The sequence below is a fragment of the Prochlorococcus marinus str. MIT 9107 genome, assembly GCF_000759855.1.
In the GTDB taxonomy this organism is placed as follows: Bacteria; Cyanobacteriota; Cyanobacteriia; order PCC-6307; family Cyanobiaceae; genus Prochlorococcus_A; species Prochlorococcus_A marinus_N.
The window spans coordinates 211,599-234,388 of sequence record NZ_JNAI01000010.1 but is presented as its reverse complement, the minus strand read 5'-3'; the positions used below and the strand labels follow the sequence as shown (position 1 = coordinate 234,388).

Here is a 22,790-nt window from a genome sequence, read left to right as displayed (position 1 = left end):
ACTTTTTTATATTTATACGTCAGAATGATGAAAAGTTATTTATGAGTTTGTCTAACACATCTGCAAATAATAATCGTCCTAATTCTGTTCCTAGTGAACGGTTATGGTTAAGGTCTGAATTGATGGGTACACAGGTTATAACTACAGATACAGGTAGGCGCTTAGGTGTAGTTGGCGAGGTTGTTGTTGATATTGATAGAAGAGAGGTGGTCGCTTTGGGCCTTAGAGATAATCCACTTACAAGATTTTTGCCAGGCTTGCCAAAATGGATGCCCTTAGAAAGTATAAAGCAAGTTGGAGATGTCATATTAGTAGACTCCTTAGATTCATTGAGTGAAGGTTTTTCTCCAGAAAGATATGGAAAGGTAATTAATTGTCAGGTGATTACAGAATCTGGTCAACTTTTAGGAAGAGTTCTTGGTTTTTCTTTTGATATCGAGACTGGAGATTTGATTTCTCTTGTCATGGGTGCAGTTGGTGTGCCTCTTTTAGGGGAGGGAGTTTTAAGTACTTGGGAAATTCCTGCTGAAGAAATAGTCAGTAGTGGTACAGATAGGATTATTGTTTATGAAGGTGCTGAGGAGAAATTGAATCAATTAAGTAGTGGACTACTTGAGAAACTTGGTGTAGGAGGTTCTTCATGGGATGAAGGGGAAGGGAACGGATACTCAGCAAATCTTGTTCCAGTTGAGAATCAGTTAGTGTCTGGTTCAGAATACGAACAACAAAACAATTTGACTGAAGAATATGAAGAAGAAGTTATTGAACAAGATGATTATGAAGATGAACTGGAATATGTTGAAATAAAGAGTTCTTCAGAAGAACTTAATAATAGAAAAAAACTATATATGGAAAATGATTCTACTGATCAGATAGATAATTACGATAGTGTGAGTAAAATAGACGAAGAAAAAAATATTTATCTTAAACAAAATAAACAATTAAAGACTAGTTTGGCATCGAAAAGACCAATTCAAAATACAAATGAAACTTTAGATATTGAACCATTAGATGAAAAAAAATTAGCTCAAGATAATAAAAAATCAGAAAACTTTGAAATTGATGATCCTTGGTAATTAATAAAGTTTTTTTATTGAATTGAAAATCATATAAGCGAGTTTTTTTGCAGCACCTTTTCCCCCTCTTTCTTTGAGTAAATTATCACTTATATTTTTTAATTGATCCCTATTTTTAATTAGAAATAATGCTTCTCTTGCAATATTTATAGGCGAAATATTTCCTATTCTTTCAGGGACAATCATTTTTTTTGCTTTAATATTTGGCCAAGCAAAAAACTTCTTTTTTTTAAAATAGAAATATTTAACGATAAAAGTTTGGAATCTATTTATGAATGAAATTTTTCCAATTACGCCAAAAATTCCATCCCAGGCATTCATCATATTTAAATGTTGAGTTGGTAGAACTACTAACATTGGCAGAGAAATTGCTGCTAATTCTGCAGTATTTGCCCCAACTGTTGTAATCGCTAGATCACATTCTTTTAATATTTCATAACAAGGATGTTTTTTGATTACATAAATTTTTGTGTTTTTTGATGTTTCTATTACATAATCAAAACTGGAGTCTTTAATATTTTTAATTGTTTTGATTTTTGATGAGTAATATTTTGCAATAGGATTTCTTTCGCTTTGAAAGAATAAATATTCACTTTTATTGGTGGTTGGCGCAATGGGGATTATAAAATTTATATTTTGATTTTTTTTAGCTATATGATCTGCTATTTCTAAGAAGAAAGGAATACCAATAGAGAGCTTGGTTTTTTTAGACCCAGGCAACAATGCAATATGATGTTTTTCTTTATCTTTTAATGATATTTCACTATTTAATTTAATATCTGCCATTAAATCGCCTATTATTTGGCATTTATTTTTATATCTTTTAGGTATTAACTCTTTTACTTTTACATTCATAGCTGCAATTTCGTTTGTCCATTGAGGCCATCGTGAAATCCATTCAGCATATGTGATATTTAAATAACCTAATCTTTTGGCGAGTAAAATGCTCCAAAATTGATCTCCTCCAAGGAAAATAACTATTCCTTTTTTTGGCCAATTCGCAAAAGAACTTGGCTTTATTAATAATTCCCAAAAATTTTTTGATTTTGTAATTAATTCGAATTTATTCCATGAATTTGCTACTGTAAATTCTTTACCAGTCGCATTTGGACAAGGCACTAGGACTAACCTAAGAGCGAAACCCGGTTTATCTTTAAAATGTAAAGTATCATTTATTTTGTTAAGCTCATCCACTACAGGTTTCACCCATGTAGCTAATTCACCAGGACCATTAGAAACTATAACTACTGCAAGAGATTTTTTTTTCATTGCAGTTAGATCAGAATACATCAAATGCGGACGGCGAGACTTGAACTCGCAAGGCCTAAGCCACACGCTCCTTAGACGTGCGCGTCTACCAATTCCGCCACGTCCGCAAAGGGTTTTCAAGCACCTGCGGGTGTCTAAACCTTAGAAATATCATACATTATCAACTGAAATAAGGATGCAGTTCTGAAAGAGAATTTTTGAATATTATGAATTCTTTTTCTATTGCATAAAACAAATATTTATACATATATAACGTTTTAGGTTGTATTGTAAAAAATGTGCTCTGATCACTAAAAAATTTTTTTAAAAACTTTGGCAAAGAATTTTTTATTTTAAGTCATTTTCATTTCTTCAATTTAATTTTCAAAATGGTTGAAAAAGTTTTAATTGCTAATCGTGGAGAAATAGCTTTACGAATTGTTAGAAGTTGCAGAGAACTAGGTATTGCAACCGTAGCAGTTTATAGCACTGTAGATAAAAAAGCATTGCATGTCCAACTTGCTGATGAAGCGGTTTGTGTTGGCGACTCATTAAGCAATAAGAGTTATTTAAATATTCCAAATATACTTGCTGCTGCTACATCAAGAGGAGTTGATGCCATTCATCCTGGTTATGGATTTCTTGCCGAAAATGATAAATTTGCTGAGATGTGTAATGATCACGGCATAATTTTTATTGGTCCATCCCCCAACGCTATTAGATCTATGGGAGATAAATCTACGGCTAAAGAAACTATGGAAGAAGTGGGAGTTCCAACAGTCCCAGGTAGTAAGGGCTTATTATCAAGTGTTGATGAGGCTTATAAATTGGCAGATGATATTGGTTATCCGGTAATTATCAAAGCGACAGCTGGAGGAGGTGGAAGAGGTATGAGGCTGGTTGAAAATGCTGATAATCTTGAAAAAATGTTCAAAGCAGCTCAAGGTGAAGCAGAAGCAGCTTTTGGTAATGATGGCCTATATATGGAGAAATTTATAAAGAAGCCAAGACATGTAGAAATTCAAATTTTGGCAGATCGGTCTGGAAATGTTGTTCATTTAGGAGAGCGAGATTGTTCTGTTCAAAGAAGACATCAGAAATTATTGGAAGAGTCTCCTAGCCCTGCAATTAACACTGAATTAAGAAAAAAAATGGGAAAAGCAGCTATTGCTGCTGCAAAAAGTATTGGTTACGAAGGAGCTGGAACAGTTGAATTTTTAGTTGATGCCGATAATTTTTATTTCATGGAAATGAATACTAGGATTCAAGTTGAACATCCTGTTACTGAAATGGTTACGGGGGTTGATTTAATAGCTGAGCAAATTAAAATCGCAAGCGGTGCAAGCTTGGCGTTTAATCAAGATGATATCCATTTAAACGGACATGCGATTGAATGTAGAATCAATGCTGAAGATCCTTCTCATAATTTTCGACCATCACCTGGAAAAATAACTGGGTGGCTTCCTCCAGGTGGTCCTGGTGTAAGAGTGGATAGTCATGTTTATACCGGTTATGAAATACCTCCATTCTACGACTCTTTAATTGGTAAATTAATAGTTTGGGGAAAAGATCGCAATACTGCAATTAAACGTATGAATAGGGCTTTAAATGAATGTGCAGTAACTGGCATACCTACAACAATTAATTTTCATTTAACCTTATTGAATAAAGCTAAATTTAAGGAAGGTAAGATACATACTAAATATGTTGAAGAAGAATTATTGCCAAATTACTGAAGAATAATTAAATAATCTCTACGCAATATTTGTATGCAAGGCAATTTTTATAAGCCCTTGTTGACCAACTAAAATCTCTCTTAAAAAACTTATAACTCCAATCCAAATTACGGGTCCTACATCAACTCCTCCAATAGGGGGAATTATTTTTCTGGTTATGTTAAGAATAAAGCTTGATGGGATTGAAATTAATAACCATAACCCTTTACTTAAATCAATTTTTGGGTACCAAGTAAGAATTAATCTTATTAAAAAAACTATAGTTAGATATGATAGAAAAATTCCTAAACTAACATCTAAAAATTGGAGAGAGTTTTCAAGCAAGGAAATCACAATTATTTAACTCATCTTAATAAATAACCCACTGAAACGTATTTAATTCGTATTATAAATTGAGAATTAAATATTAAAAAAGTGTTTCACATCTCAAATTTATTATTAGCTGCAGATTTTTCTGCTGAAGTTGCAAGTAATTCTGCAGTTGGAATGATAGGGAGTTTTATTGCAGCCGCTTTACTTATCGTTATTCCAGCTTCTGCATTTTTGATTTTTGTAAGTCAAAACGATTCTATAAATCGTACTTCTGCTGGGGGACGCTAGTTTTTATAGAAGTTTTAAGTACACTATATATATAGGGTGATTTATATCTCCCTTTAAAAAATAAATTTTGGAGAAAGAATGTGGTCAATGCTAGTCTCAACTGGGCCAGTATTGTTGGTATAGTTCTAGCGGTATGTGGAGGGGGTCTTTATTTTTTAAGGTCTTTTAAACCTGCATTGGCAAGAGATTATGATGTTTTCTTTGCAGCTATAGGACTTTTGTGCGGGGGAATATTATTTTTTCAAGGCTGGAGATTAGATCCTATCCTACAGTTTGGTCAGTTTTTGTTAGCAGGAACTACAGTTTTTTTCGCGTATGAAAGTGTGCGATTGAGGGGAGTTGCTACTGATCAAGCTAGAAGGTCATCTTATTTTGATGATGATCCTATTTCCGATGTGCCTAGAAATTCTAGAGGGAGATTTAATGATGATTACGATAGGTTTGAAGAACCTGAGAGACCATCTAGAAGATTTAAACCTCAAGATGATTACTTTGAAGATGAATATATGGAAGGAAGATTGCGTAGGAGGGATGTTTCAAGAGCTATACCTGCCTCTGCTGTAAGTAGAAGAAGGCCATCTTCAAGAGAGTCAAATCAGTTTGAAAATGACCAACCTATAAGAAGAAGAAAGACTTCTGAAGATAGAGATAGTAATAAATCAGTAAGAAATAACTTTGGTGAGAGACGAAACTTATCTCGCAATGAAGTTAAAACAGGATCAAGACCTAGAATGAATCAGAGAGTATCTAGTCAAGAAAATATTTCTACTCCTAATGATTCTTCCCCATTAAGAAAGAACTCCATAAGATCTGCTATAAGGCAGCAAAATTCAAAAGAGCAAGTAGAAGATGCTTCATTCAAGGATACTAGTGCAGTAAAAAAAACGAGTGAGAATCGTAGAACAAGCTCCTCATTGAGATCAAGTTCAAAAAATAAAAATGGTAGATATACCGTAGGAACAAATAAAAAGAAACCTAGAGATAACAGTTCTAGATTTGACGATTAATTATAAGATTCCTGCCCATTTTAAAAATGATTGTTGACTAAATAATTCAATTAGTATTATTGCAAGGAATCCCATCATTGCAAATCTTCCATTGGTTTTCTCAGAATACCTACTCCATCCAAACTTATATTCATTTTCAATATCAATTGGTTTTTCATTTAATTTAATATCTGAAGTTTTTTCTTCGATGTAATTTGAGTCTTTCTGTTTTTCTTTAGAACTTTCATCCTCTAAATTAAAGACTTCTGAATTAGTTTGTTCTTCTTTAGAATTCATTTTTTTTCCTAATCCTTAAAATTATACTTATCAGAAGTCAATAGTTTCCAATCTCCTTGCCCATTTAATTCCAAAATGTTTTCATGAAAATCTTTTAAGCTCGGTCTATGTCCAACACTGATAAGAGAAAGTTCGCGTTCTTTGAGTAAACTATATAGTTTTTTTTCAGTGTCAATATCTAAAGCACTTGTTGCCTCATCAAGTACTGCAAATCTTGGAGAATTTAGCAAGAGTCTTGCAAAAGCTAATCTTTGTTGTTCTCCAAGAGAAAGAATTCTTGGCCAATCTTGTTTTATATCAAGGTTAGGATAACGATCGACTAAGGTTTTTAAATTTACTTCATGAAGAACAGAAGTAAGATGTTCATCACTAAATTTTTTTACTTCTGTGGGATAACATAATTGTTCCCTTAAAGAGCCTAGTAACATATAAGGCTTTTGGGGTATGAATAATAATTCACCAATTTTTGGTTTTTTAATTACTCCATAATCTGGTTCCCATAAACCACTAATCATTCTTAGTAAAGATGTTTTTCCACATCCAGAAGGTCCTACAACCAAAAGTGATTGGTTATTGTCGATGCTCAAATTTAAATTTTTAATTATTGTTTTATTTGAGCCTGGTGGGCAAAGGTCAGCATTATTAATGAGAATTGAGGGATAATCTGAAATAATTTTTTGATTGCTTTTAGGACTAGTTTGACTTATGGATTCTACTTTTGATTGAAATCCCTCTAATCTTCCAATCCCAGCAGTAAATTTTGCAAGTTCTTCTATTTGATTAACAATGAAAAATAACGAACCTTCGACCATTCCAAATGCAAAGCTTGCCTGAATAAATCGCCCATAATCAATATCACCTCTAAAGTAAGGTATTGCCATAATTAAATATGGAAAGAAATTTCCAGCATAATTAATGGATCTTCTCATGACGTCAATTATTACTCTCCAGATAATCAGCAAATTAAAGTTTCTTACTACTTCTCCTAATCTCCTTTCAGTTTCACTTCGTTCAGGGTTCTCCCCAGAGTAAAAAGCTATTGATTCTGCATTATCTCTAATATGTACTAAGCCATAACGAAAATCTGCTTCGTATCTAAGTTGATCAAAGTCTATCTTGACAAGATTTTTACCAGCAATTAAAAGGATAGAAGTTGCAAATGCAGCGTAACCAAATAAAGAAAAAGTAAGTGTTGTGCTGATACTCCATAAAATAAGAATATTAAGTGAAAATGTTAGTAGAGCATCAAAAATACCTAATGTAAAAGAAAGACTTTGCCCTGTAAAAGCTCTGGTATCATCTGTGATTCTTTGATCAGGATTATCTACATCAGTTTGCTCTTCATCATTTGGATTTAATTGGTAATAAGCTTTATTAGTCATATAATCTTTGACTAAACTTTTTGAAAGCCATTCTCTCCAAATTATTCCCAATTTATATGTAAAAAATATTTGGGAAACACGTATTGGTAGGGCAACAGCAAAACAACAAGCATAAATCCCCAATATCCGATAAAATCCATCTTCTTGCTTTTCTACTAAAGCATTTGTTAAATCTCTTGCTATGAATCCTATTCCTGCATTTATTCCGTTTACAGCTAAAAGCATTAATACAATTATCGCAAGGAATAACCAATGTAACCATCTACGGTTTTTTAATTGACGTCTTAAGCTAAAAAAGCTTCCTGATCCAATTAGAAATAAGGCAGAAAAAAGCAATCCCCAGCTACCAGCCCAAATCGCATTAACTGTATTTACTACACCTCCAAAATATTTTTCAAGAAAAATAGGTTGTACGCTTTCAAAAAAACTTATTATTCCTGTCAGACCAACTAGCACTATTCCTCCAACACAAAATAATAGAGATATCAAAAGCCATATAAATTGAAATCCATTACATTGATCAATGGGGAGAAAAAATGGCTGGGATAATTTCCTTAATTTTTGTAATTGGTAAAGTATCTTGGATTTATTTTTAACGGCTTTATTCATTACTCGGCAAGTTTTATAAAATAGATTATATCTTTTAGAAGTCTATTGACCAAAGCCAATAAATGATAATGCCCAGTCAGGAAGATTTAGGTAATTTAAAATTATCGCATCAAATTCATGCACTTTTACAAATGATTTATCTAAAGCCCACCACATTAAAAAAGGTAAATTAAATACAATTTGTAATTGCCATTTATATGTTAATACCTTCCAAATTTTTGTAAGAATCACTTTTTGGGAGTTGTCTAAGTTTTCCCAATTTTTAGTAACTAAATATAAAATATTTTTTTGTTCAGAATTTAGTGAGTCAGGTGTATTCATTTTATGTTTTTCTTATTTATAGCCAATAAACAATTATTTCGAGAGTTTTAGCCTGGTGGCCATTTCATTTTTCTCCCTGATAAGAAATGTATATGTAAATGAAAAACTGTTTGTCCTGATTCTTCTCCAGTATTAATTACAGTTCTCCAATTACTCAAGTTTTTGGACCTTGCTATTTTGCTTCCTGTAAACAATAAATGCCCTAATAGGTTTTTGTCCTCTAGCATACACTCAGATAGACTTACTATGGCCTTTTTGGGGATCACTAAGAAATGTACTGGAGCTTGAGGTGAAATATCATTAAATGCAATACAATGATCATCATCATGAAGTTTTTCGCATGGGATTTCACCATTTATTATTTTGGAGAAAATAGTTGTTTCGCTCATTTAAGATTTGTAAATTAATTAATTCATTGGGATAACATCTTTCATTTGATAACCTTCTTTCGTAAGCTCTTTTTTGAGGTCTTCTTTTGAAGTTACTCTATCCACGAATAGCACGCCATTTAAATGGTCGACCTCATGCTGAATACATCTTGCCAAGAGTCCATCAGCATTCATTTTTCTTGGTCTCCCCATTTCATCTCTAAACTTTAATTTTATGGTAGATGGTCTAATAACATTTAAGTAAACGCCTGGTATGCTCAAGCAACCCTCTTCATAAGAGTTAAGTGTAGATCCAAAAGCAGTAATTTCTGGATTAATTAAAATTAGAGGTTCTGCTGCAGAATCTTCAAAATTGATATCGATTACTAAAAGTTCTTTACTTATTCCGACTTGAGGAGCTGCCAGGCCTATCCCTTTTGCAGAATACATGCTCTGAAGCATCTCTCTTGCAAGTTTTCTTGTATCGATATCCACTTTACTTATTCTTTTAGCGGCAGTTCTTAAAGTGTTGCTTCCTAGTTTATATATTTCTAAAGGGGGATTATCAATAACCTCTTTTGTAACTTTAGTAGTAGAAACATTATTCCTTGATTTTCTTGCCAGATGTGAAAAATGATTTGCCACTATTTGTTGCGGTAGTTGATGGTTAAACTATAAAAATAATAACATTATTTTGAAACTTTGAATGCTATAAGTTCAATGAAAAATCACATTACACACAAAAGCGAAGATCTCAATAAATTAAAGAATTCTCATAAAGAGCTATTACTTGTAAAAAATTTAATTTTCTGGATTGAACCTCTAAATACAAAAAAGGAGGGAATAAATGCAATTTTTGTGAGACCTTTTAATAAAAAAAAATCGCGACCTCAGAATTTAACAGGAGAGAAATTTTATATAAAAAACTCCTTTCATGGATATGGAGGAATGTCATATAAATGTTTTGAATATGGCGAAAATATATATATTTTTTGGATTGATCAATTATCTAAATCATTATGGAGTCAAGTTTTTCAAATTAATATTCTTGAACATACTGATAATTATATTTTGCCAAAAGGAAATATAAATAAACTAACTAATTCAATAGAGGGCAATTTTGATGGATGTTTTTGCCTCAAGAACAAGTCTACATTAATTGGTTTAATTGAAATTAATAAAAATGATTATCTTTACTCTCTAAATATAAAGGAAATAAATCAAGATCTTAAAATACTTAAAAAATTTAATAATTTTGCTGGAGATTTATCTTCTAATACTTCGGTTAATTTACTGTCCTGGATAGAGTGGGATACTCCGTATATGCCTTGGGAAAAAAACGATCTTTTTTTTGCTGAAATTGATGTTTGCGGTCAATTAAAGAAAATAAAAAAATTTACGCATAAAAATATAAATAAAAATAAAAACGTTTCTTTTTTTCAACCTTATTGGATAAGTGAAAAAATTTTAGTATGTTCTGAAGATAGTTCTGGATGGTGGAACTTAATATTTCTAGATGTTAGTGAAATTGAGAGTATTTTTGTTATGAAAAGAGTTAAGAGGAATTTTATAGAATATGGAGCACCTCAATGGGTGTCTGGAATAAAATATTTTGCAGGAACGATTAAAAATTTCTTTTGTTTAGCAAAAAAAGAAAATAGTTTGATATTAGAACAATATAAAGATCTTGTGTTTAATAAAGAATTTTCTACTATTTTTACCTCCGTAAGTGATTTCAGTGTTTTTGGTGAGAATATTCTTTTAAAAGGTAATGGATTTGATTTTTTTGGAAATATACTTGAAATTGATTTTGCAGAAAAAGTTTCATCAAATTTTTCTGAGGAGATTTATATTGAACATATAAAAGATTGTTCAAAACCTGAATCTTTTTGGTTTAAAGGTTTTGAAGATCAATCTACTCATTCCTTTCTTTATAGGCCTCTTGAAGAAAAATTTATAAAGCCTCCGCTCTTAGTTAGAGCACATAGTGGACCAACTTCTTTTTTTGATGGATCATATAATCCTGAAGTTCAATATTGGACGTCTAAGGGATTTTTTGTTGCTGAAGTTAATTATGGAGGATCATCTGGCTTCGGCAAAGAGTATAGAGAGAGGTTGAATAATAAATGGGGTATTGTTGATTCTTATGATTGCAATGCACTAGTGCTTGAATTACTTAAATTAGATATAGTTGATAGAGATAAATTAGTAATTTTTGGTAACAGTGCTGGAGGACTCACTGCTCTAAATTGCTTGTCATATTGTTCTATTTTTACAGCCGCAATTTGCAAATATCCTGTTCTTGATCTTAAGGATATGCATTACAACACTCATAGGTTTGAAAAAGATTACTTAAATTCTTTGGTAGGAGATTATGCAAAAAACCATGATATTTACGTAAATAGATCGCCAATTCATCAAATGAACAAAATCAAAAAACCTATCCTTTTGTTTCATGGAAAAAAAGATTCAGTTATTTCATACAAACAAACTTTAAAAATTCAAGAAATATTGATTCGGAATAATAAATATTCAGAAGTTATTTTTTTCGAAAATGAAGGTCATGGTTTTAAAAATATTGAAAATAAAGAAATAGTAATGCAAAAAACTCAGGAATTTTTGAAAAATGCTTTGGATCTCTAAGAATGCATTTTTAGGAAATTAATAGTTTCTTTTAATTTTTCTATAAATATATCAATTTCATCTTTATTAGTTGTGAAATTCATGCTAATTCTAGCAGTTGATTTAATTCCAATATATCTGTGAAGAGGTTGACAGCAATGATGACCACTTCTTATACAAATCCCTTTCGAATCAAGAATTTCAGCAATATCATTTGAATGTATATTTTTTATATAAAAAGTAGCAAGTGATGCTCTGTATGGATCTATTTCTGGAGATGGACCTATAATTTCAATATTTTCTATCTGATTTAATTTTTTGAATAAATATTTAGTAATATTTTTTTCATATTCATTAATCTCATTCAATCCAATATTGTTTATATAATTTATAGCCTCAGCAAGACCTATGGCTTCTGCAATGGCAGGAGTTCCAGCTTCAAATTTATGAGGGAGTTCTGCCCAAGTACTTGTTTCTTCAAAAACATCCTGAATCATTTCTCCACCTCCAAAGAGAGGAGGAATCTTCTCTAGTATTTCTTTTCTTGACCAGAGGAAACCAATACCTGTTGGACCGCAAAGTTTATGTCCTGAACCCGCTAAAAAATCTATATCAAGATCAATTACATTCAGTTTTTGATGCGCTAAACTTTGACATGCATCTATTAGAACTAAAGAACCTTTTTGTTTAGCTAATTTAGTTATCTCTTTAATTGGATTACAGCACCCTAGTGTGTTGCTAATATGTACGAGGCTAACAAGCTTTGTTCTAGATGTTAATTTAGATTTAAAATCGTCAATATCTAATTTCCCATTTTTATCTATACCTATAAATTTTAATTTGCATTTATTTTTTGCTGCAACCATTTGCCAAGGAACAATATTGCTATGATGCTCCATAATTGATAAGAGAATTTCATCATTCTCTTTTAATGAAGATTCACCCCATGATTTAGCTGCGAGATTGATTGCTTCAGTAGCATTTCTAGTGAAAATAATTTCTTTTGTTGAATTAGCTTTTATATATTTACTTATTAAATATCTTGCATTTTCAAATTCTTCTGTTGCTTTAGCACTTAGTTGATGTGCACCTCTATGTACATTTGCATTAAAGTTTCTGTAATATTCATCAATTTTTTTTAAGACCTGTATCGGCTTTTGAGTAGTCGCAGCATGGTCTAAGTAAATGATTCCCTCATTAATTTTTGAATTCTTATTTAAAAGAGGAAAGTCTTTTTTTGTTATTTCAGGAAAATTTTGAATTGTTTCCATTAATTCTCATGTAAAAGCTTATCAAGCAAATCCCATCTATCTTTTGAAACGGGAATAAATGAAATTATTTCTTGAAAGTACGAGCTTAATTGTAGTTTACTTGCCTCTGTCAATGTGATACCTCTTGTGCGCATATAAAAAAGTTCTTCTTCATTTAATTGTGAAATTGTAGCTCCATGTTTGCATTTGACATCATCAGCGATGATTTCTAATTGGGGTTTGGTATCTATTTGTGCACGATTTGATAAAAGTAAATTTCTGCTTAATTGAGAAGCATCAGTTTTTTGAGCAATTTTCGGAACAATTATTGAACCTTCAAATATTGCATGTGATTTATCATCAGCAAGAGATTTGTTGATTTGATCTAAAAATCCATTTGGACCATTAAAGTCTATTTTTGTATGAGTAGAAATTTGTTCATCATTTTTTGTAATTTGCATGCCTTTGATATTGGTCTTAGCATTTCCTGCAGATTGTTTAACGCGAATTTCAAATCTTGCATAATCTAATTTGAAATGTAAAGATCCTAACTTGTATTCACTATTTTTTTGTTGAATTACATTGAGAGAATTTAATAGATGTGATTTGTTTTCACCGTAGGAAACAACACCATGAAATATGGAACTATTTTCTTCTAAACAAAGGAATGTGGATTGAGATAATGACGAGTTTTCTTCACATAGATTTACTTGTAATAATTCAATATCACAATTCTTTTCTACAAATATAACTAGGGTTTTTGCGGTTAAAGAATTACTTGAGGCATGACTAAAGATTTCAATAGGAGGGATTTTTGATCCGTTTATTTTTAATCCCAAAATATTCTTTTCACAACTTAAAGACAGATTTAGTAGATCACTCCAATGCTCGTTTTGATCAAAAGAAGATATCTTTTGCTTTATGTATTCATCTAATATATTTTTACTTAATTGCCGTATTGAATAATTTTCCCCTTTTAAGAAAATTTTGTTATCCTCCCCAATTACTAATCTAATAATGTTTTGAGTATTATTCAGAAAAGGGATATCAAATTTTGGATCTTTTTCATTGATTGAGTAGTCCAATAAGTTTGAAAATTTTGATTTATTTGAAAGTCTCCATAGTTCACTTTTAGGATTAGGGAGTGGATTTGATTGTAATTTATCAATACAGATTTTTTGTATTTCTGTTTGATTTTCAAATAATTTATTGGTTTTTATTTGTTCAATAATTTCCATTTCTTTAAGTCTCTTTTACAAAATTATCAGTCCATTCATAACCTTTTTTTTCAAGTTCTAATGCAAGATCACTCCCACCAGTTTTAATGATTTGGCCATCTGCCATAACGTGAACATAGTTGGGTTCAATTTCATCTAATAATCTTTGATAGTGTGTGATTAATATAATTCCAGTCTGTGCATTAGATATTTTTTTAATTCCTGATGCGACTATTCTAAGAGCATCAATATCCAGACCAGAATCGGTCTCATCTAGAATTGCTATCTTGGGCTCAAGTAAAGCCATTTGCAGAATTTCGTTTCTTTTCTTTTCACCTCCGGAAAATCCTTGATTTACGCTTCTTGATAGGAATGCATGATCCATTTTTACAAGTTCCAACTTTTCTTTAACTAATTCCTCAAAATCAAAAGTATCTAATTCTTCTTTATTGAGGAATTTTCTTCTAGCGTTTGTTGAAACTCTAAGAAATTCAAGATTACTCACGCCTGGGATCTCTATTGGATATTGAAAGCCAAGGAAAATTCCTGATTGAGCTCTTTCTTCAGGTTCTAGAGAGTTAATATTTTCTCCTGAAAATTTTATGTCCCCACTTGTAATACTATAAGAGGGATGTCCTGCAATAATTTTCGAAAGAGTACTTTTACCACATCCATTTCTTCCCATGATGGCATGGATTTCTCCTGGGTTGACAGTAAGAGAAACTCCCTTCAAAATTGGAAGATTATCAGTAGATGCAAAGAGATTTTGAACTTCTAATATTGGATCTGATTCTTTCATTTTTCTTTGCATTTCACTTTAGAAATTGATTAATTAACCTACTGATCCCTCGAGTTTAAGTGCCAGTAACTTATCGGCTTCAGCAGCAAACTCCATAGGTAATTGATTAAACACATCTCTGCAGAAACCACTGACCATCATAGATATTGCCTCCTCAAATTCTATACCTCTGCTCTGGAGATAAAAAAGTTGATCTTCGGAGATTCTACATGTGCTTGCTTCATGCTCAATTTCAGAATTGGGTTGTTGAGATTTGATATAAGGGAATGTATTTGCAGAAGCTTGATCCCCTATTAACATTGAATCACATTGGCTGTAATTTCTTGATCCAGTTGCTTTTGCCCCTACTTTGACAAGGCCTCTATAGCTATTTATTGAATTGCCAGCACTTATACCTTTGCTAACAATCGTTGATTTGGTTTTGGGACCTATATGGATCATTTTTGTACCGGTATCTGCTTGTTGAAGATTATTTGTGAGTGCTACTGAATAAAATTCCCCTACAGATTCTTCTCCTAAAAGAAGACAGCTAGGATATTTCCATGTAATTGCAGAACCAGTTTCAACTTGAGACCAACTAATTTTACTTCTCTTTCCCAAACATTTTCCTCTTTTGGTGACAAAATTAAAAATTCCGCCAACACCTTTTTCATCACCTGCATACCAATTTTGCACTGTTGAATATTTGATTGAAGCATCGTCAAGGGCTATTAGTTCCACAACCGCAGCATGCAGGGTATTTGTATCGAACATTGGCGCTGTACAGCCTTCTAGATAACTTACAGAACTTGATTCTTCAGCAATGATTAGTGTTCTCTCGAATTGTCCAGAATCTCCACTATTAATTCTGAAGTAGGAAGATAGGTCCATAGGACAGGTCACACCTTTTGGGATATAAACAAAAGAACCATCACTAAAAACAGCAGAATTTAGTGCTGCAAAATAATTATCGCTAGCTGGAACTACAGTACCTAAATATTTTTCAATCAAATTTGAGTGATTTTTTACTGCTTCACTGATTGAGGAAAATATAACTCCATGTTCGGCAAGTTCCTCTCTAAATGTTGTAGCTATAGAAACACTATCAAAGACAGCATCTACTGCTACATTTGTGAGTTTTTTTTGCTCAGTAAGAGGTATTCCTAATTTATCAAAAGTCTCAAGAAGTTTGGGATCAACTTCATCCAAACTAGCGATTTTTTCTTTTTGTTTGGGAGCAGAGTAATAAATTATATCTTGATAATCGATTTGTTTATATCCTAATCCTGCCCAATCAGGTTCCTCCATTTTTTGCCATTTTTTAAAGGCTTTTAATCTGAAATCAAGGAGATATTTTGGTTCTTCTTTTTTTTGTGAGATTAGTCTAACGATTTCTTCATTCAATCCCTTCGCAATTTTTTCAGTTTCAATATCGGTAACGAAACCATATTTGTAAGGCTCCTTTACTACATCTTTAACTAAATTTTCGTTAACCATGTTATCAAAAATAACCTATTACAATTACTTTTATATACTCTAACGAAAGATACCCCCAATATTGAGTTTTTTCCCCTTTATTAAATGAAAAATTAATGTCTAATCATTTTGATCCTTTGTCAAATCCTTTAAATATTCAAACTATTCAAGAAATTGATAATCTAGATCTACCAATAATACAGAAACATCATTTAAGAATTCTCACTCATTGCCTCCAGATTCTAAAAATCATAGCTGGAGATAATAGTTTTGAATCATGTGATACAAATCCTCTGAGAGCATGGTGTGATAATCAATCTAAAAAATTTGATGATAAAAAATTTAGTGACCTTTTTTATCAGCAATTAGAATTAACTGCAAAAAAGTTAAATACTTTTTCAAAGACAATAGATAAAAATCTTGAGGATTTAGATATTGATGATTTAGTACTTTTAGTTAAACAAAGTTAGAAATCGCCCTATATTGATCCCAAAGAAAAAATATATTTTTGTTGAGTCGTTAACAAATTTAGGTAATAAAATTTAAAAAAAAAGAAAATTAATTTACATTTAAATAATCTTTGGAAATTAATTAATTCCTTTATTACCAACAGGTTTGAAGATAAATAATGATTTTGTAAATTTATGAGTAGTCAGAGGATCCTGACGACAGGTGTAAAAGACACACAATTGGCCAAAAAAAAGAACATACTGATCCCAGGCAAAAATGGAGATTTTAAAGTGGCTGATGGGATCATGAATAAAGATCAATTACTCTCATTAACTCTCAGACAATTACGTCAAGAAGCAAGTAAATTATCAGTACCTCTATATAGTCGTAAAACAAAGGCAGTTCTAGTAGATTTAATACTTAAATATCAAGAAAAATCTCTTAAAAAAACAAATACCAGTGCACCTCAGCAAATTCTTAACAATTTTTTTGAGTCCAATACTCCAAAAAGTGGTGAAGAAGTTAAAACAAATGTAGTTTTCTTACCTCGGGATCCAGATTGGGCATACGTTTTTTGGCAAATTTCTGATGCTGATAGAGAAAAAGCAAAATCTTTGGGAGCAAACAAGTTATGTTTACGATTATTCGATGCTTCTGGTTCTGATGGAAGTAATTTGAACCAAGGAACACTTAGGGAGATAGCAGTAGATAGTTACAGTACTGAGTGGTACTTGCCAATCCCGCTCGCAGATAGAGACTATAAGGTTGAATTAGGTTACAAATATGGTTTTAACTGGATGTCTTTGGCATTTTCCTCAATAAGTCATGTTCCTGGATCTCATCCATCTGAGCAAATTCTTGATAAATTTGTACCTTTTAATTTGGATTCTACTTCTGAGTCAATTCCAGATATTTCAAATCCGATGGCTTCAGAACAAAATGGAATGCATGAAAGGTTATATCAAGCAGCGACAAACATATCTCTAAGAAGAAAAATTGGTTCAGAAGAATTTATGAAAAATCTTAATTCAACAAATGATAATCTTACTGACTCAGGAGCTGGTAATTGGTCTTCAGGTTTAAATGAATCTGGAACTGGTGTTGTTAAAAAAAGATCTTTTTGGCTTGTTGCAGATGCTGAATTAATTGTTTATGGAGCTACTGATCCTTCTGCGAAATTAACAATTGGTGGAGAAGATGTCCCCCTTGCTGCTGATGGTACTTTTAGGATTCAAGTCCCATTTAGAGATGGGACTCAAAAATACGATATCAAAGCTATTGACATATCTGGTAAGCAACAAAAAAGTATATCAATGAGATTTGATAGAACTACTCCACTTGACGATACTAATGAAAAAAATAATGCTGAGAGAGAGTGGTTTTAATCAATTAAATTAATGTTAAAAAAAATTGTAGCTTTCACCCCTTTGTTTGGAGCATTAACATTTCCACTTATAGTCCCAATTACAATTTCTAAATTTGGTGTTAATTACGGTATACTGAGTACTTTGTTAATTTCTTCATTATGGTTTATCGCTATGTTAAGAACATCCGAAATGCCTCATTAATTTATTTAGATTTTTTGAAGTTTCATGAAATTTATGAATGAAATCAATGTAATAAATATCAATTCTCCTTTCTCAGATCAAAAACCAGGAACTTCTGGTTTAAGAAAAAGCACTTTAAAGTTCCAGGAAGAGCATTATCTAGAAATATTTATAGAAGCAATTTTACTATCATTAGAAGATTTGCAAGCGTCAACATTAGTAGTTGGCGGGGATGGAAGATATGGAAATATTCAAGCAATAGAAAAAATTTTTCAAATATGCGTTGCTCATAAAGTACAAAAGGTTATTGTTCCAACAGGTGGTTTATTATCTACTCCTGCCACATCACATTTAATTAGAAAAGAAAATGCTATCGGTGGCATTATTCTTTCTGCAAGTCATAATCCTGGTGGGATTGATGGTGATTTTGGAGTTAAGTTGAATATCTCTAATGGTGGACCAGCTCCTGAGATGATTACTAATAAAATATTCAAAGTTTCACAATCACTAACTAGTTATAAAATTTGTAAAATACAAATTCCTGATTTAAGTAAGTATGGAAAGTATTCTTACGGGGAAACTAACTTAGAAATTATTGATGGATTGAAAGATTATTCTAATTTGATGGAGAAACTTTTTGATTTTGATCAAATTAGTGATTTTTTAAAAAAAGATTTCTCATTAATCTTTGATGCAATGAACGCAGTAACAGGCCCATACGCAAAAAATATTTTTGTTGAAAAAATGGGTCTCGCAAATGATTGTGTTATGAATGGTACTCCGTTAAAAGATTTTGGTGGTTTACATCCTGATCCCAACCTAACTTATGCATCTCATTTAGCTGATTTATTATTAAATAAAAAATCTTATAGTTTTGGTGCTGCTTGCGATGGAGATGGGGATAGGAATATGATTCTAGGAAGTGGATGTTTTGTAAATCCTAGTGATAGCCTTGCAGTTATAACTGCCAACACCAAATTTGTCCCTGGTTATAAAGATGGCATTACAGGTGTGGCGCGATCTATGCCAACCAGTTCAGCCGTTGATATTGTTGCGAGCGCATTAAATATTCCTTGTTTTGAGACACCTACGGGTTGGAAATTCTTTGGAAATCTTTTAGATAATAATTTAATTACTTTATGTGGCGAAGAAAGTTTTGGAACAGGTAGTAACCACGTAAGGGAGAAAGATGGATTATGGGCAGTTTTGTATTGGTTACAAGTTTTAGCTGAAAAAAATTGTTCTGTAAGTGATTTGATGCAGAATCATTGGAAACAATTTGGAAGGAATTATTATTCAAGACATGATTACGAGGCAATTCCCTCAAATACTGCTAATCAAATCTTTAGTAATCTAACTTCTATGATCGAAAATTTTAAAGGACGTAATTTTGCTGGTCAATTAGTTCAAGTTGCAGATAACTTTTCATATTTAGATCCTGTTGATGATTCTATAAGTGAAAATCAAGGTTTAAGATTGATTCTTGATGATAATTCTCGAGTAATTGTTCGTCTTTCTGGAACTGGAACAAAGGGTGCAACATTAAGACTCTACTTCGAGAAGTTTTTCAATTCAGAACAGAATCTTTCTTTAAATCCTCAGGTTGCTTTGAAACCTTTGATAAATGATTTAGATGCTTTATTAAACATTTCAAAACTTACTCAAATGGAAACTCCTACAGTAATTACATAGAATTGAAAGTAATGATTTTTTGATTTTATTTATATGCATTCAGAAAATTTATTTACTAATTATTCTCAAATAGAAAATAATGCACCTTTGGCAGATAAATTAAGACCAAAGAATTTGGAGGATTTTTTTGGTCAACAACCAATCCTGAATGAGAATTCGCTTTTAAGAAGTGCAATATTAAACGATAAGATTAGTAATTTTATTTTTTCTGGCCCTCCTGGTGTTGGAAAAACTACTCTAATTGAAATTATTTCCTTTAATACGCGGTCCAAATTAATTAAGTTAAATGCAGTATTATCAAGTGTCAAAGAATTAAGAAATGAAATCGCTGATGCAAAAGATAGATTAATAAATTCAAAAAGAAAAACAATTTTATTTATCGATGAGGTTCATAGATTTACATCAGTTCAACAAGATGCTCTATTACCTTCAATAGAAAATGGAACTATAACTTTTATTGGTGCTACAACTGAAAATCCTTTCTTTGCTGTTAATAAAGCGCTTGTTAGTAGGTCTCGTATCTTTACATTACTTCCTTTGGCAGAAAATGATTTGCAGAAAATAATAGAAAAAGTCTTAAATCACTATTCAAAACAAAAAGATTCAAAAAAGGTTTATTTAACCGAGGATGCGAAAAATCATTTAATTAAATTTTCTGGCGGTGATGCAAGAACATTAATAAATGCGCTAGAGATGGCCATAGAAACAACTGCTGAAAATGCTGCTAAAGAAATCAACATTAATCTCTCAATAGCAGAGGATGCAATTCAAAAGAAAAATATTGTTTACGATAAAAATGGTCAGAATCATTACGATGTAATAAGTGCCTTTATCAAGTCCATAAGAGGTTCTGATCCAGATGCAACTTTATTATGGCTTGCGAATATGCTGGAGGCTGGTGAAGATACTAATTTTATTTTTAGAAGACTACTAATATCTGCCAGTGAAGATATTGGAATAGCTGATCCTAATGCCATAGTAGTTGTACAATCCTGTTGTGATGCTTTTGATAGGGTTGGTTTTCCAGAAGGATTATATTTTTTAACGCAGGCTTCTTTATATTTAGCTATGTCTCCAAAAAGTAATAGTACGAAAAGTATTTTTAAAGCAATTGAAACAATCAAATTTACCAATGCTTTTGATGTTCCACTTCATTTAAAAAATAATTCTAATAGTTATGTTAATCCTCATAATTATCCAGGTAATTGGGTCGCACAAGAATATCTTCCTAAATCTTTAAAAGGTTTAAAAATATGGGAACCAAATAATAATGGATGGGAGAGAACTAAATATGAAGAACTAATTAGAAGAAAAGAAAACTAAAATTTTTCCGAACAACAAATAATCTCAGAATTAAAAGAAGTTTTTTCTTTGTAGGCTAAAGCTATAGTCCAATTATGGAAGCTAATCTGTGAATAATTTAAATGTATGTTTTTCTTTTTATGAATTAACTCTTTTTGATTTTCAAAAAATTGCCAATGGTTAATGTCTTTAGCTAATTTTCCATGATCCCATTTTATAGCCGCTTCAACAGCACACCATTGATTTAATATCATATTTTTTGTTAAATAATTATTATGGTTTGATTTGTTAGTATGAAAAAAATATTTTTCTGCAAATTTTATATGGTTAAAATCTCTATCTGTTCTCTCAACATCAATCCCTATTTTGCTTTTATGCCAGACTATAGTAATGGCATCTTTACAATGACTTAAACTGATATTTCCCATGCCAGAGGGTAAACTTGGAGGCTCTCCAGGATAAGCATTAATTGGAATTTCTAGGGGATCTAAATCAAAAAGTGTTGAAAGTGATTGTCTTAAATAAGCTCTCGTTTCCAAAAAAATCTTTGATCTTGAACTTGTTAGGTTTTTTGCAGTTTTAATTTCCTCTACCGTTGCGACATCTTGCACACCTTTAACCTCATAAAACCAAATTTTTGGTATTTTATATTCATACTCATTTAATAATTTCAATGGCTCTTAAGGTTGGCGACAAAGCACCAGAATTTAAATTAAAAGATTCTTTTGAGAAAGAAGTTTCTCTTAGTGATTTTAAAGGTAAAAGAATAATACTATATTTTTATCCAAAAGATAACACTCCAGGATGTACGAAAGAAGCCTGTAATTTTAAAGAGAATTGGGATTTACTCCAAAAAAATAATATTGTTGTGCTTGGTATTAGTAAAGATAATGCCTCTTCTCATCAGAAGTTTATAGAAAAATTTAATTTACCTTTTATTCTTTTAACTGATCCTGAACCTTTTAAAGTTTCTTCTGATTACGATAGCTATGGACTTAAGAAATTCATGGGAAAAGAATATATTGGAATGATGAGAAATACTTTTTTGATTGATACTGATGGTAACATCGAAAAAATTTACTTAAAGGTAAAAGCAGCAATAATGGCTGATCATATTATTGCTGATCTTGGATTAAAGTAGCTTTTTTATGGATAGGTGGTAAATGATCATACCTTCCATAACTAAGTTAGGAGCATGGATAATATTTTCTTTTTGAGTTTTTAGGTATTTTGTGATGAATTCAGAGTCTCCTCCACAGATTACTAAAATATCTTTTGCGGGATTAAATAAACTATTAATAACTCCAGTAAGAGAATTGATTACTCCTTTTAAAATTGCTTCTTCTGTATTAATTAAAAAATCTTTGATAGGAATATCATATTTTTTGGGAAATTTGAGATTTTTTGTATTTTGTTCCATTGATTTTAATTGTGTTACAAAACCTGGAATAAGTTGACCTCCAAGAATAGAACCATTTGAATTTAGTTTTGTTATTGATAATATCGTTCCAAAATCTGCAATTAGCAAATCTTTATTTAAAGGGTTTTCAATAATCTTTAAAGCTGCGATACAGGCAAGAGCTCTATCAACTCCAAAATAATCAGGGAGATTTGATAATTGAATATCTTTAGTTTTTATTTCATTTTCTTCTTTCAGCAAAAAATTAGGTAATTGCCCTACAGAAGCCCAAATCAAATGATCAAGATCTATATTTTTGGGAACTTGTTGATCTTTTTTAGTATGGAAGAATTTAGATTGATTTTGCGAATACTTAGCCCAATGAAGCCTACTATTGCCAACTAATAAAAAATTAATATCTGAGACCATTTTTT

General features: G+C 31.4%; 23 protein-coding genes and 1 tRNA gene. 10 read left to right on the top strand and 14 right to left on the bottom strand.

What is annotated here, in order from left to right; all coding sequences use genetic code 11:
- The first annotated feature begins 41 nt into the window (after positions 1–41).
- Positions 42–1,076: a PRC-barrel domain-containing protein gene (locus EU92_RS00435; RefSeq protein ID WP_032514785.1), complete on the top strand. Its 1,035-nt coding sequence runs from the start codon at positions 42–44 to the stop codon at positions 1,074–1,076.
- On the opposite strand, the gene EU92_RS00440 is transcribed toward EU92_RS00435, so the two are convergent.
- Together EU92_RS00440 and EU92_RS00445 are read right to left on the bottom strand one after the other, a co-directional pair.
- On the bottom strand, positions 1,077–2,366 hold the full coding sequence (locus EU92_RS00440; protein WP_032514784.1) for a hypothetical protein: 1,290 nt from the start codon (positions 2,364–2,366) through the stop codon (positions 1,077–1,079).
- 4 nt (positions 2,367–2,370) lie between these two features.
- Positions 2,371–2,452, bottom strand: a tRNA-Leu gene (locus EU92_RS00445).
- Positions 2,453–2,713: 261 nt separating this feature from the next.
- On the opposite strand from EU92_RS00445, the gene accC reads away from it, so the two are divergent.
- Positions 2,714–4,060, top strand: coding sequence for an acetyl-CoA carboxylase biotin carboxylase subunit (accC, locus tag EU92_RS00450; RefSeq protein WP_032514783.1), 1,347 nt, complete (start codon positions 2,714–2,716; stop codon positions 4,058–4,060).
- An 18-nt stretch (positions 4,061–4,078) separates the two neighbouring features.
- Here the strand turns inward: accC and EU92_RS00455 are convergent, their stop codons facing one another.
- The gene (locus EU92_RS00455; RefSeq protein WP_032514820.1) at positions 4,079–4,384 is read right to left on the bottom strand and encodes a YggT family protein; all 306 of its coding nucleotides are present in this window, start codon (positions 4,382–4,384) and stop codon (positions 4,079–4,081) included.
- Between the two features lie 90 nt (positions 4,385–4,474).
- Between EU92_RS00455 and psbX the strand changes: the two genes are divergently transcribed.
- Together psbX and EU92_RS00465 are read left to right on the top strand one after the other, a co-directional pair.
- Entirely contained in the window at positions 4,475–4,660 is a 186-nt protein-coding gene (gene psbX / locus EU92_RS00460) for a photosystem II reaction center X protein (RefSeq protein WP_032514782.1), read from the top strand.
- 80 nt (positions 4,661–4,740) lie between these two features.
- The gene (locus EU92_RS00465) at positions 4,741–5,667 is read left to right on the top strand and encodes a Ycf66 family protein (RefSeq protein ID WP_032514780.1); all 927 of its coding nucleotides are present in this window, start codon (positions 4,741–4,743) and stop codon (positions 5,665–5,667) included.
- Here EU92_RS00465 and EU92_RS00470 read toward each other — a convergent pair whose 3' ends face one another.
- Genes EU92_RS00470 through def form a run of 5 tightly spaced genes read right to left on the bottom strand, consistent with a single transcriptional unit; the run spans position 5,668 to position 9,268 of the window.
- Positions 5,668–5,943 (bottom strand): chlorophyll a/b-binding protein, encoded by a 276-nt coding sequence (locus tag EU92_RS00470; protein ID WP_032514779.1) that lies wholly within the window; start codon positions 5,941–5,943, stop codon positions 5,668–5,670. It lies immediately after the preceding gene.
- A gap of 8 nt (positions 5,944–5,951) precedes the next feature.
- Positions 5,952–7,934 (bottom strand): ABC transporter ATP-binding protein/permease, encoded by a 1,983-nt coding sequence (locus EU92_RS00475; protein ID WP_032514778.1) that lies wholly within the window; start codon positions 7,932–7,934, stop codon positions 5,952–5,954.
- A 42-nt stretch (positions 7,935–7,976) separates the two neighbouring features.
- Complete coding sequence (locus EU92_RS00480; RefSeq protein ID WP_032514777.1) at positions 7,977–8,255, bottom strand: hypothetical protein; 279 nt, start codon at positions 8,253–8,255, stop codon at positions 7,977–7,979.
- A 47-nt stretch (positions 8,256–8,302) separates the two neighbouring features.
- On the bottom strand, positions 8,303–8,644 hold the full coding sequence (locus EU92_RS00485; RefSeq protein ID WP_032514776.1) for a histidine triad nucleotide-binding protein: 342 nt from the start codon (positions 8,642–8,644) through the stop codon (positions 8,303–8,305).
- 18 nt (positions 8,645–8,662) lie between these two features.
- On the bottom strand, positions 8,663–9,268 hold the full coding sequence (def, locus tag EU92_RS00490; RefSeq protein WP_032514775.1) for a peptide deformylase: 606 nt from the start codon (positions 9,266–9,268) through the stop codon (positions 8,663–8,665).
- A 75-nt stretch (positions 9,269–9,343) separates the two neighbouring features.
- On the opposite strand from def, the gene EU92_RS00495 reads away from it, so the two are divergent.
- Positions 9,344–11,266, top strand: coding sequence for an alpha/beta hydrolase family protein (locus EU92_RS00495; protein WP_241432586.1), 1,923 nt, complete (start codon positions 9,344–9,346; stop codon positions 11,264–11,266).
- Here EU92_RS00495 and EU92_RS00500 read toward each other — a convergent pair.
- Genes EU92_RS00500 through sufB form a run of 4 tightly spaced genes read right to left on the bottom strand, consistent with a single transcriptional unit; the run spans position 11,263 to position 15,987 of the window.
- Positions 11,263–12,516, bottom strand: a complete 1,254-nt coding sequence (locus EU92_RS00500; RefSeq protein ID WP_032523334.1) for an aminotransferase class V-fold PLP-dependent enzyme — start codon at positions 12,514–12,516, stop codon at positions 11,263–11,265. The genes EU92_RS00495 and EU92_RS00500 overlap by 4 nt on opposite strands.
- Positions 12,516–13,733 carry a SufD family Fe-S cluster assembly protein gene (locus EU92_RS00505; RefSeq protein WP_032514773.1) on the bottom strand — a complete coding sequence of 406 codons (1,218 nt, stop codon included), beginning with the start codon at positions 13,731–13,733 and terminating at the stop codon, positions 12,516–12,518. Before EU92_RS00505 ends, EU92_RS00500 begins: the two co-directional genes overlap by 1 nt.
- 4 nt (positions 13,734–13,737) lie before the next feature.
- Positions 13,738–14,523: a Fe-S cluster assembly ATPase SufC gene (gene sufC / locus EU92_RS00510; protein WP_032514772.1), complete on the bottom strand. Its 786-nt coding sequence runs from the start codon at positions 14,521–14,523 to the stop codon at positions 13,738–13,740.
- A gap of 21 nt (positions 14,524–14,544) precedes the next feature.
- Positions 14,545–15,987: a Fe-S cluster assembly protein SufB gene (sufB, locus tag EU92_RS00515; protein WP_032514770.1), complete on the bottom strand. Its 1,443-nt coding sequence runs from the start codon at positions 15,985–15,987 to the stop codon at positions 14,545–14,547.
- A 95-nt stretch (positions 15,988–16,082) separates the two neighbouring features.
- Here sufB and EU92_RS00520 point away from each other — a divergent pair, with 95 nt between their 5' ends.
- The 4 genes from EU92_RS00520 to EU92_RS00540 all read left to right on the top strand — a co-directional run bounded on the left by EU92_RS00520 (position 16,083) and on the right by EU92_RS00540 (position 20,978).
- Positions 16,083–16,436 carry a hypothetical protein gene (locus EU92_RS00520; protein ID WP_032514768.1) on the top strand — a complete coding sequence of 118 codons (354 nt, stop codon included), beginning with the start codon at positions 16,083–16,085 and terminating at the stop codon, positions 16,434–16,436.
- Between the two features lie 270 nt (positions 16,437–16,706).
- On the top strand, positions 16,707–17,801 hold the full coding sequence (locus EU92_RS00525) for a DUF4912 domain-containing protein (RefSeq protein ID WP_032514818.1): 1,095 nt from the start codon (positions 16,707–16,709) through the stop codon (positions 17,799–17,801).
- Positions 17,802–18,017: 216 nt separating this feature from the next.
- Positions 18,018–19,655 (top strand): alpha-D-glucose phosphate-specific phosphoglucomutase, encoded by a 1,638-nt coding sequence (locus tag EU92_RS00535; RefSeq protein WP_032523337.1) that lies wholly within the window; start codon positions 18,018–18,020, stop codon positions 19,653–19,655.
- Positions 19,656–19,688: 33 nt separating this feature from the next.
- Positions 19,689–20,978 carry an AAA family ATPase gene (locus EU92_RS00540; protein ID WP_032514764.1) on the top strand — a complete coding sequence of 430 codons (1,290 nt, stop codon included), beginning with the start codon at positions 19,689–19,691 and terminating at the stop codon, positions 20,976–20,978.
- On the opposite strand, the gene EU92_RS00545 is transcribed toward EU92_RS00540, so the two are convergent.
- On the bottom strand, positions 20,975–21,631 hold the full coding sequence (locus EU92_RS00545) for a 4'-phosphopantetheinyl transferase family protein (protein WP_032514763.1): 657 nt from the start codon (positions 21,629–21,631) through the stop codon (positions 20,975–20,977). The genes EU92_RS00540 and EU92_RS00545 overlap by 4 nt on opposite strands.
- Here EU92_RS00545 and bcp point away from each other — a divergent pair.
- On the top strand, positions 21,631–22,098 hold the full coding sequence (gene bcp / locus EU92_RS00550; protein WP_032514817.1) for a thioredoxin-dependent thiol peroxidase: 468 nt from the start codon (positions 21,631–21,633) through the stop codon (positions 22,096–22,098). The genes EU92_RS00545 and bcp overlap by 1 nt on opposite strands.
- Here the strand turns inward: bcp and EU92_RS00555 are convergent.
- A complete protein-coding gene (locus EU92_RS00555; protein ID WP_032514762.1) occupies positions 22,090–22,785 on the bottom strand; it encodes a type III pantothenate kinase in 696 nt (231 codons plus the stop codon). The two genes, bcp and EU92_RS00555, sit on opposite strands and share 9 nt — an antisense overlap.
- Between the last annotated feature and the right edge of the window lie 5 nt (positions 22,786–22,790).

Coding starts and splice junctions, on each gene's coding strand:
- EU92_RS00435 (WP_032514785.1), top strand. CDS start 42: ATGAGTTTGTCTAACACATCTGCAAATAATAATCGTCCTAATTCTGTT.
- EU92_RS00440 (WP_032514784.1), bottom strand. CDS start 2,366: ATGTATTCTGATCTAACTGCAATGAAAAAAAAATCTCTTGCAGTAGTT.
- accC (WP_032514783.1), top strand. CDS start 2,714: ATGGTTGAAAAAGTTTTAATTGCTAATCGTGGAGAAATAGCTTTACGA.
- EU92_RS00470 (WP_032514779.1), bottom strand. CDS start 5,943: ATGAATTCTAAAGAAGAACAAACTAATTCAGAAGTCTTTAATTTAGAG.
- EU92_RS00475 (WP_032514778.1), bottom strand. CDS start 7,934: ATGAATAAAGCCGTTAAAAATAAATCCAAGATACTTTACCAATTACAA.
- EU92_RS00480 (WP_032514777.1), bottom strand. CDS start 8,255: ATGAATACACCTGACTCACTAAATTCTGAACAAAAAAATATTTTATAT.
- EU92_RS00485 (WP_032514776.1), bottom strand. CDS start 8,644: ATGAGCGAAACAACTATTTTCTCCAAAATAATAAATGGTGAAATCCCA.
- EU92_RS00495 (WP_241432586.1), top strand. CDS start 9,344: ATGAAAAATCACATTACACACAAAAGCGAAGATCTCAATAAATTAAAG.
- EU92_RS00500 (WP_032523334.1), bottom strand. CDS start 12,516: ATGGAAACAATTCAAAATTTTCCTGAAATAACAAAAAAAGACTTTCCT.
- EU92_RS00505 (WP_032514773.1), bottom strand. CDS start 13,733: ATGGAAATTATTGAACAAATAAAAACCAATAAATTATTTGAAAATCAA.
- sufC (WP_032514772.1), bottom strand. CDS start 14,523: ATGCAAAGAAAAATGAAAGAATCAGATCCAATATTAGAAGTTCAAAAT.
- sufB (WP_032514770.1), bottom strand. CDS start 15,987: ATGGTTAACGAAAATTTAGTTAAAGATGTAGTAAAGGAGCCTTACAAA.
- EU92_RS00520 (WP_032514768.1), top strand. CDS start 16,083: ATGTCTAATCATTTTGATCCTTTGTCAAATCCTTTAAATATTCAAACT.
- EU92_RS00535 (WP_032523337.1), top strand. CDS start 18,018: ATGAATGAAATCAATGTAATAAATATCAATTCTCCTTTCTCAGATCAA.
- EU92_RS00540 (WP_032514764.1), top strand. CDS start 19,689: ATGCATTCAGAAAATTTATTTACTAATTATTCTCAAATAGAAAATAAT.
- bcp (WP_032514817.1), top strand. CDS start 21,631: ATGGCTCTTAAGGTTGGCGACAAAGCACCAGAATTTAAATTAAAAGAT.
- EU92_RS00555 (WP_032514762.1), bottom strand. CDS start 22,785: ATGGTCTCAGATATTAATTTTTTATTAGTTGGCAATAGTAGGCTTCAT.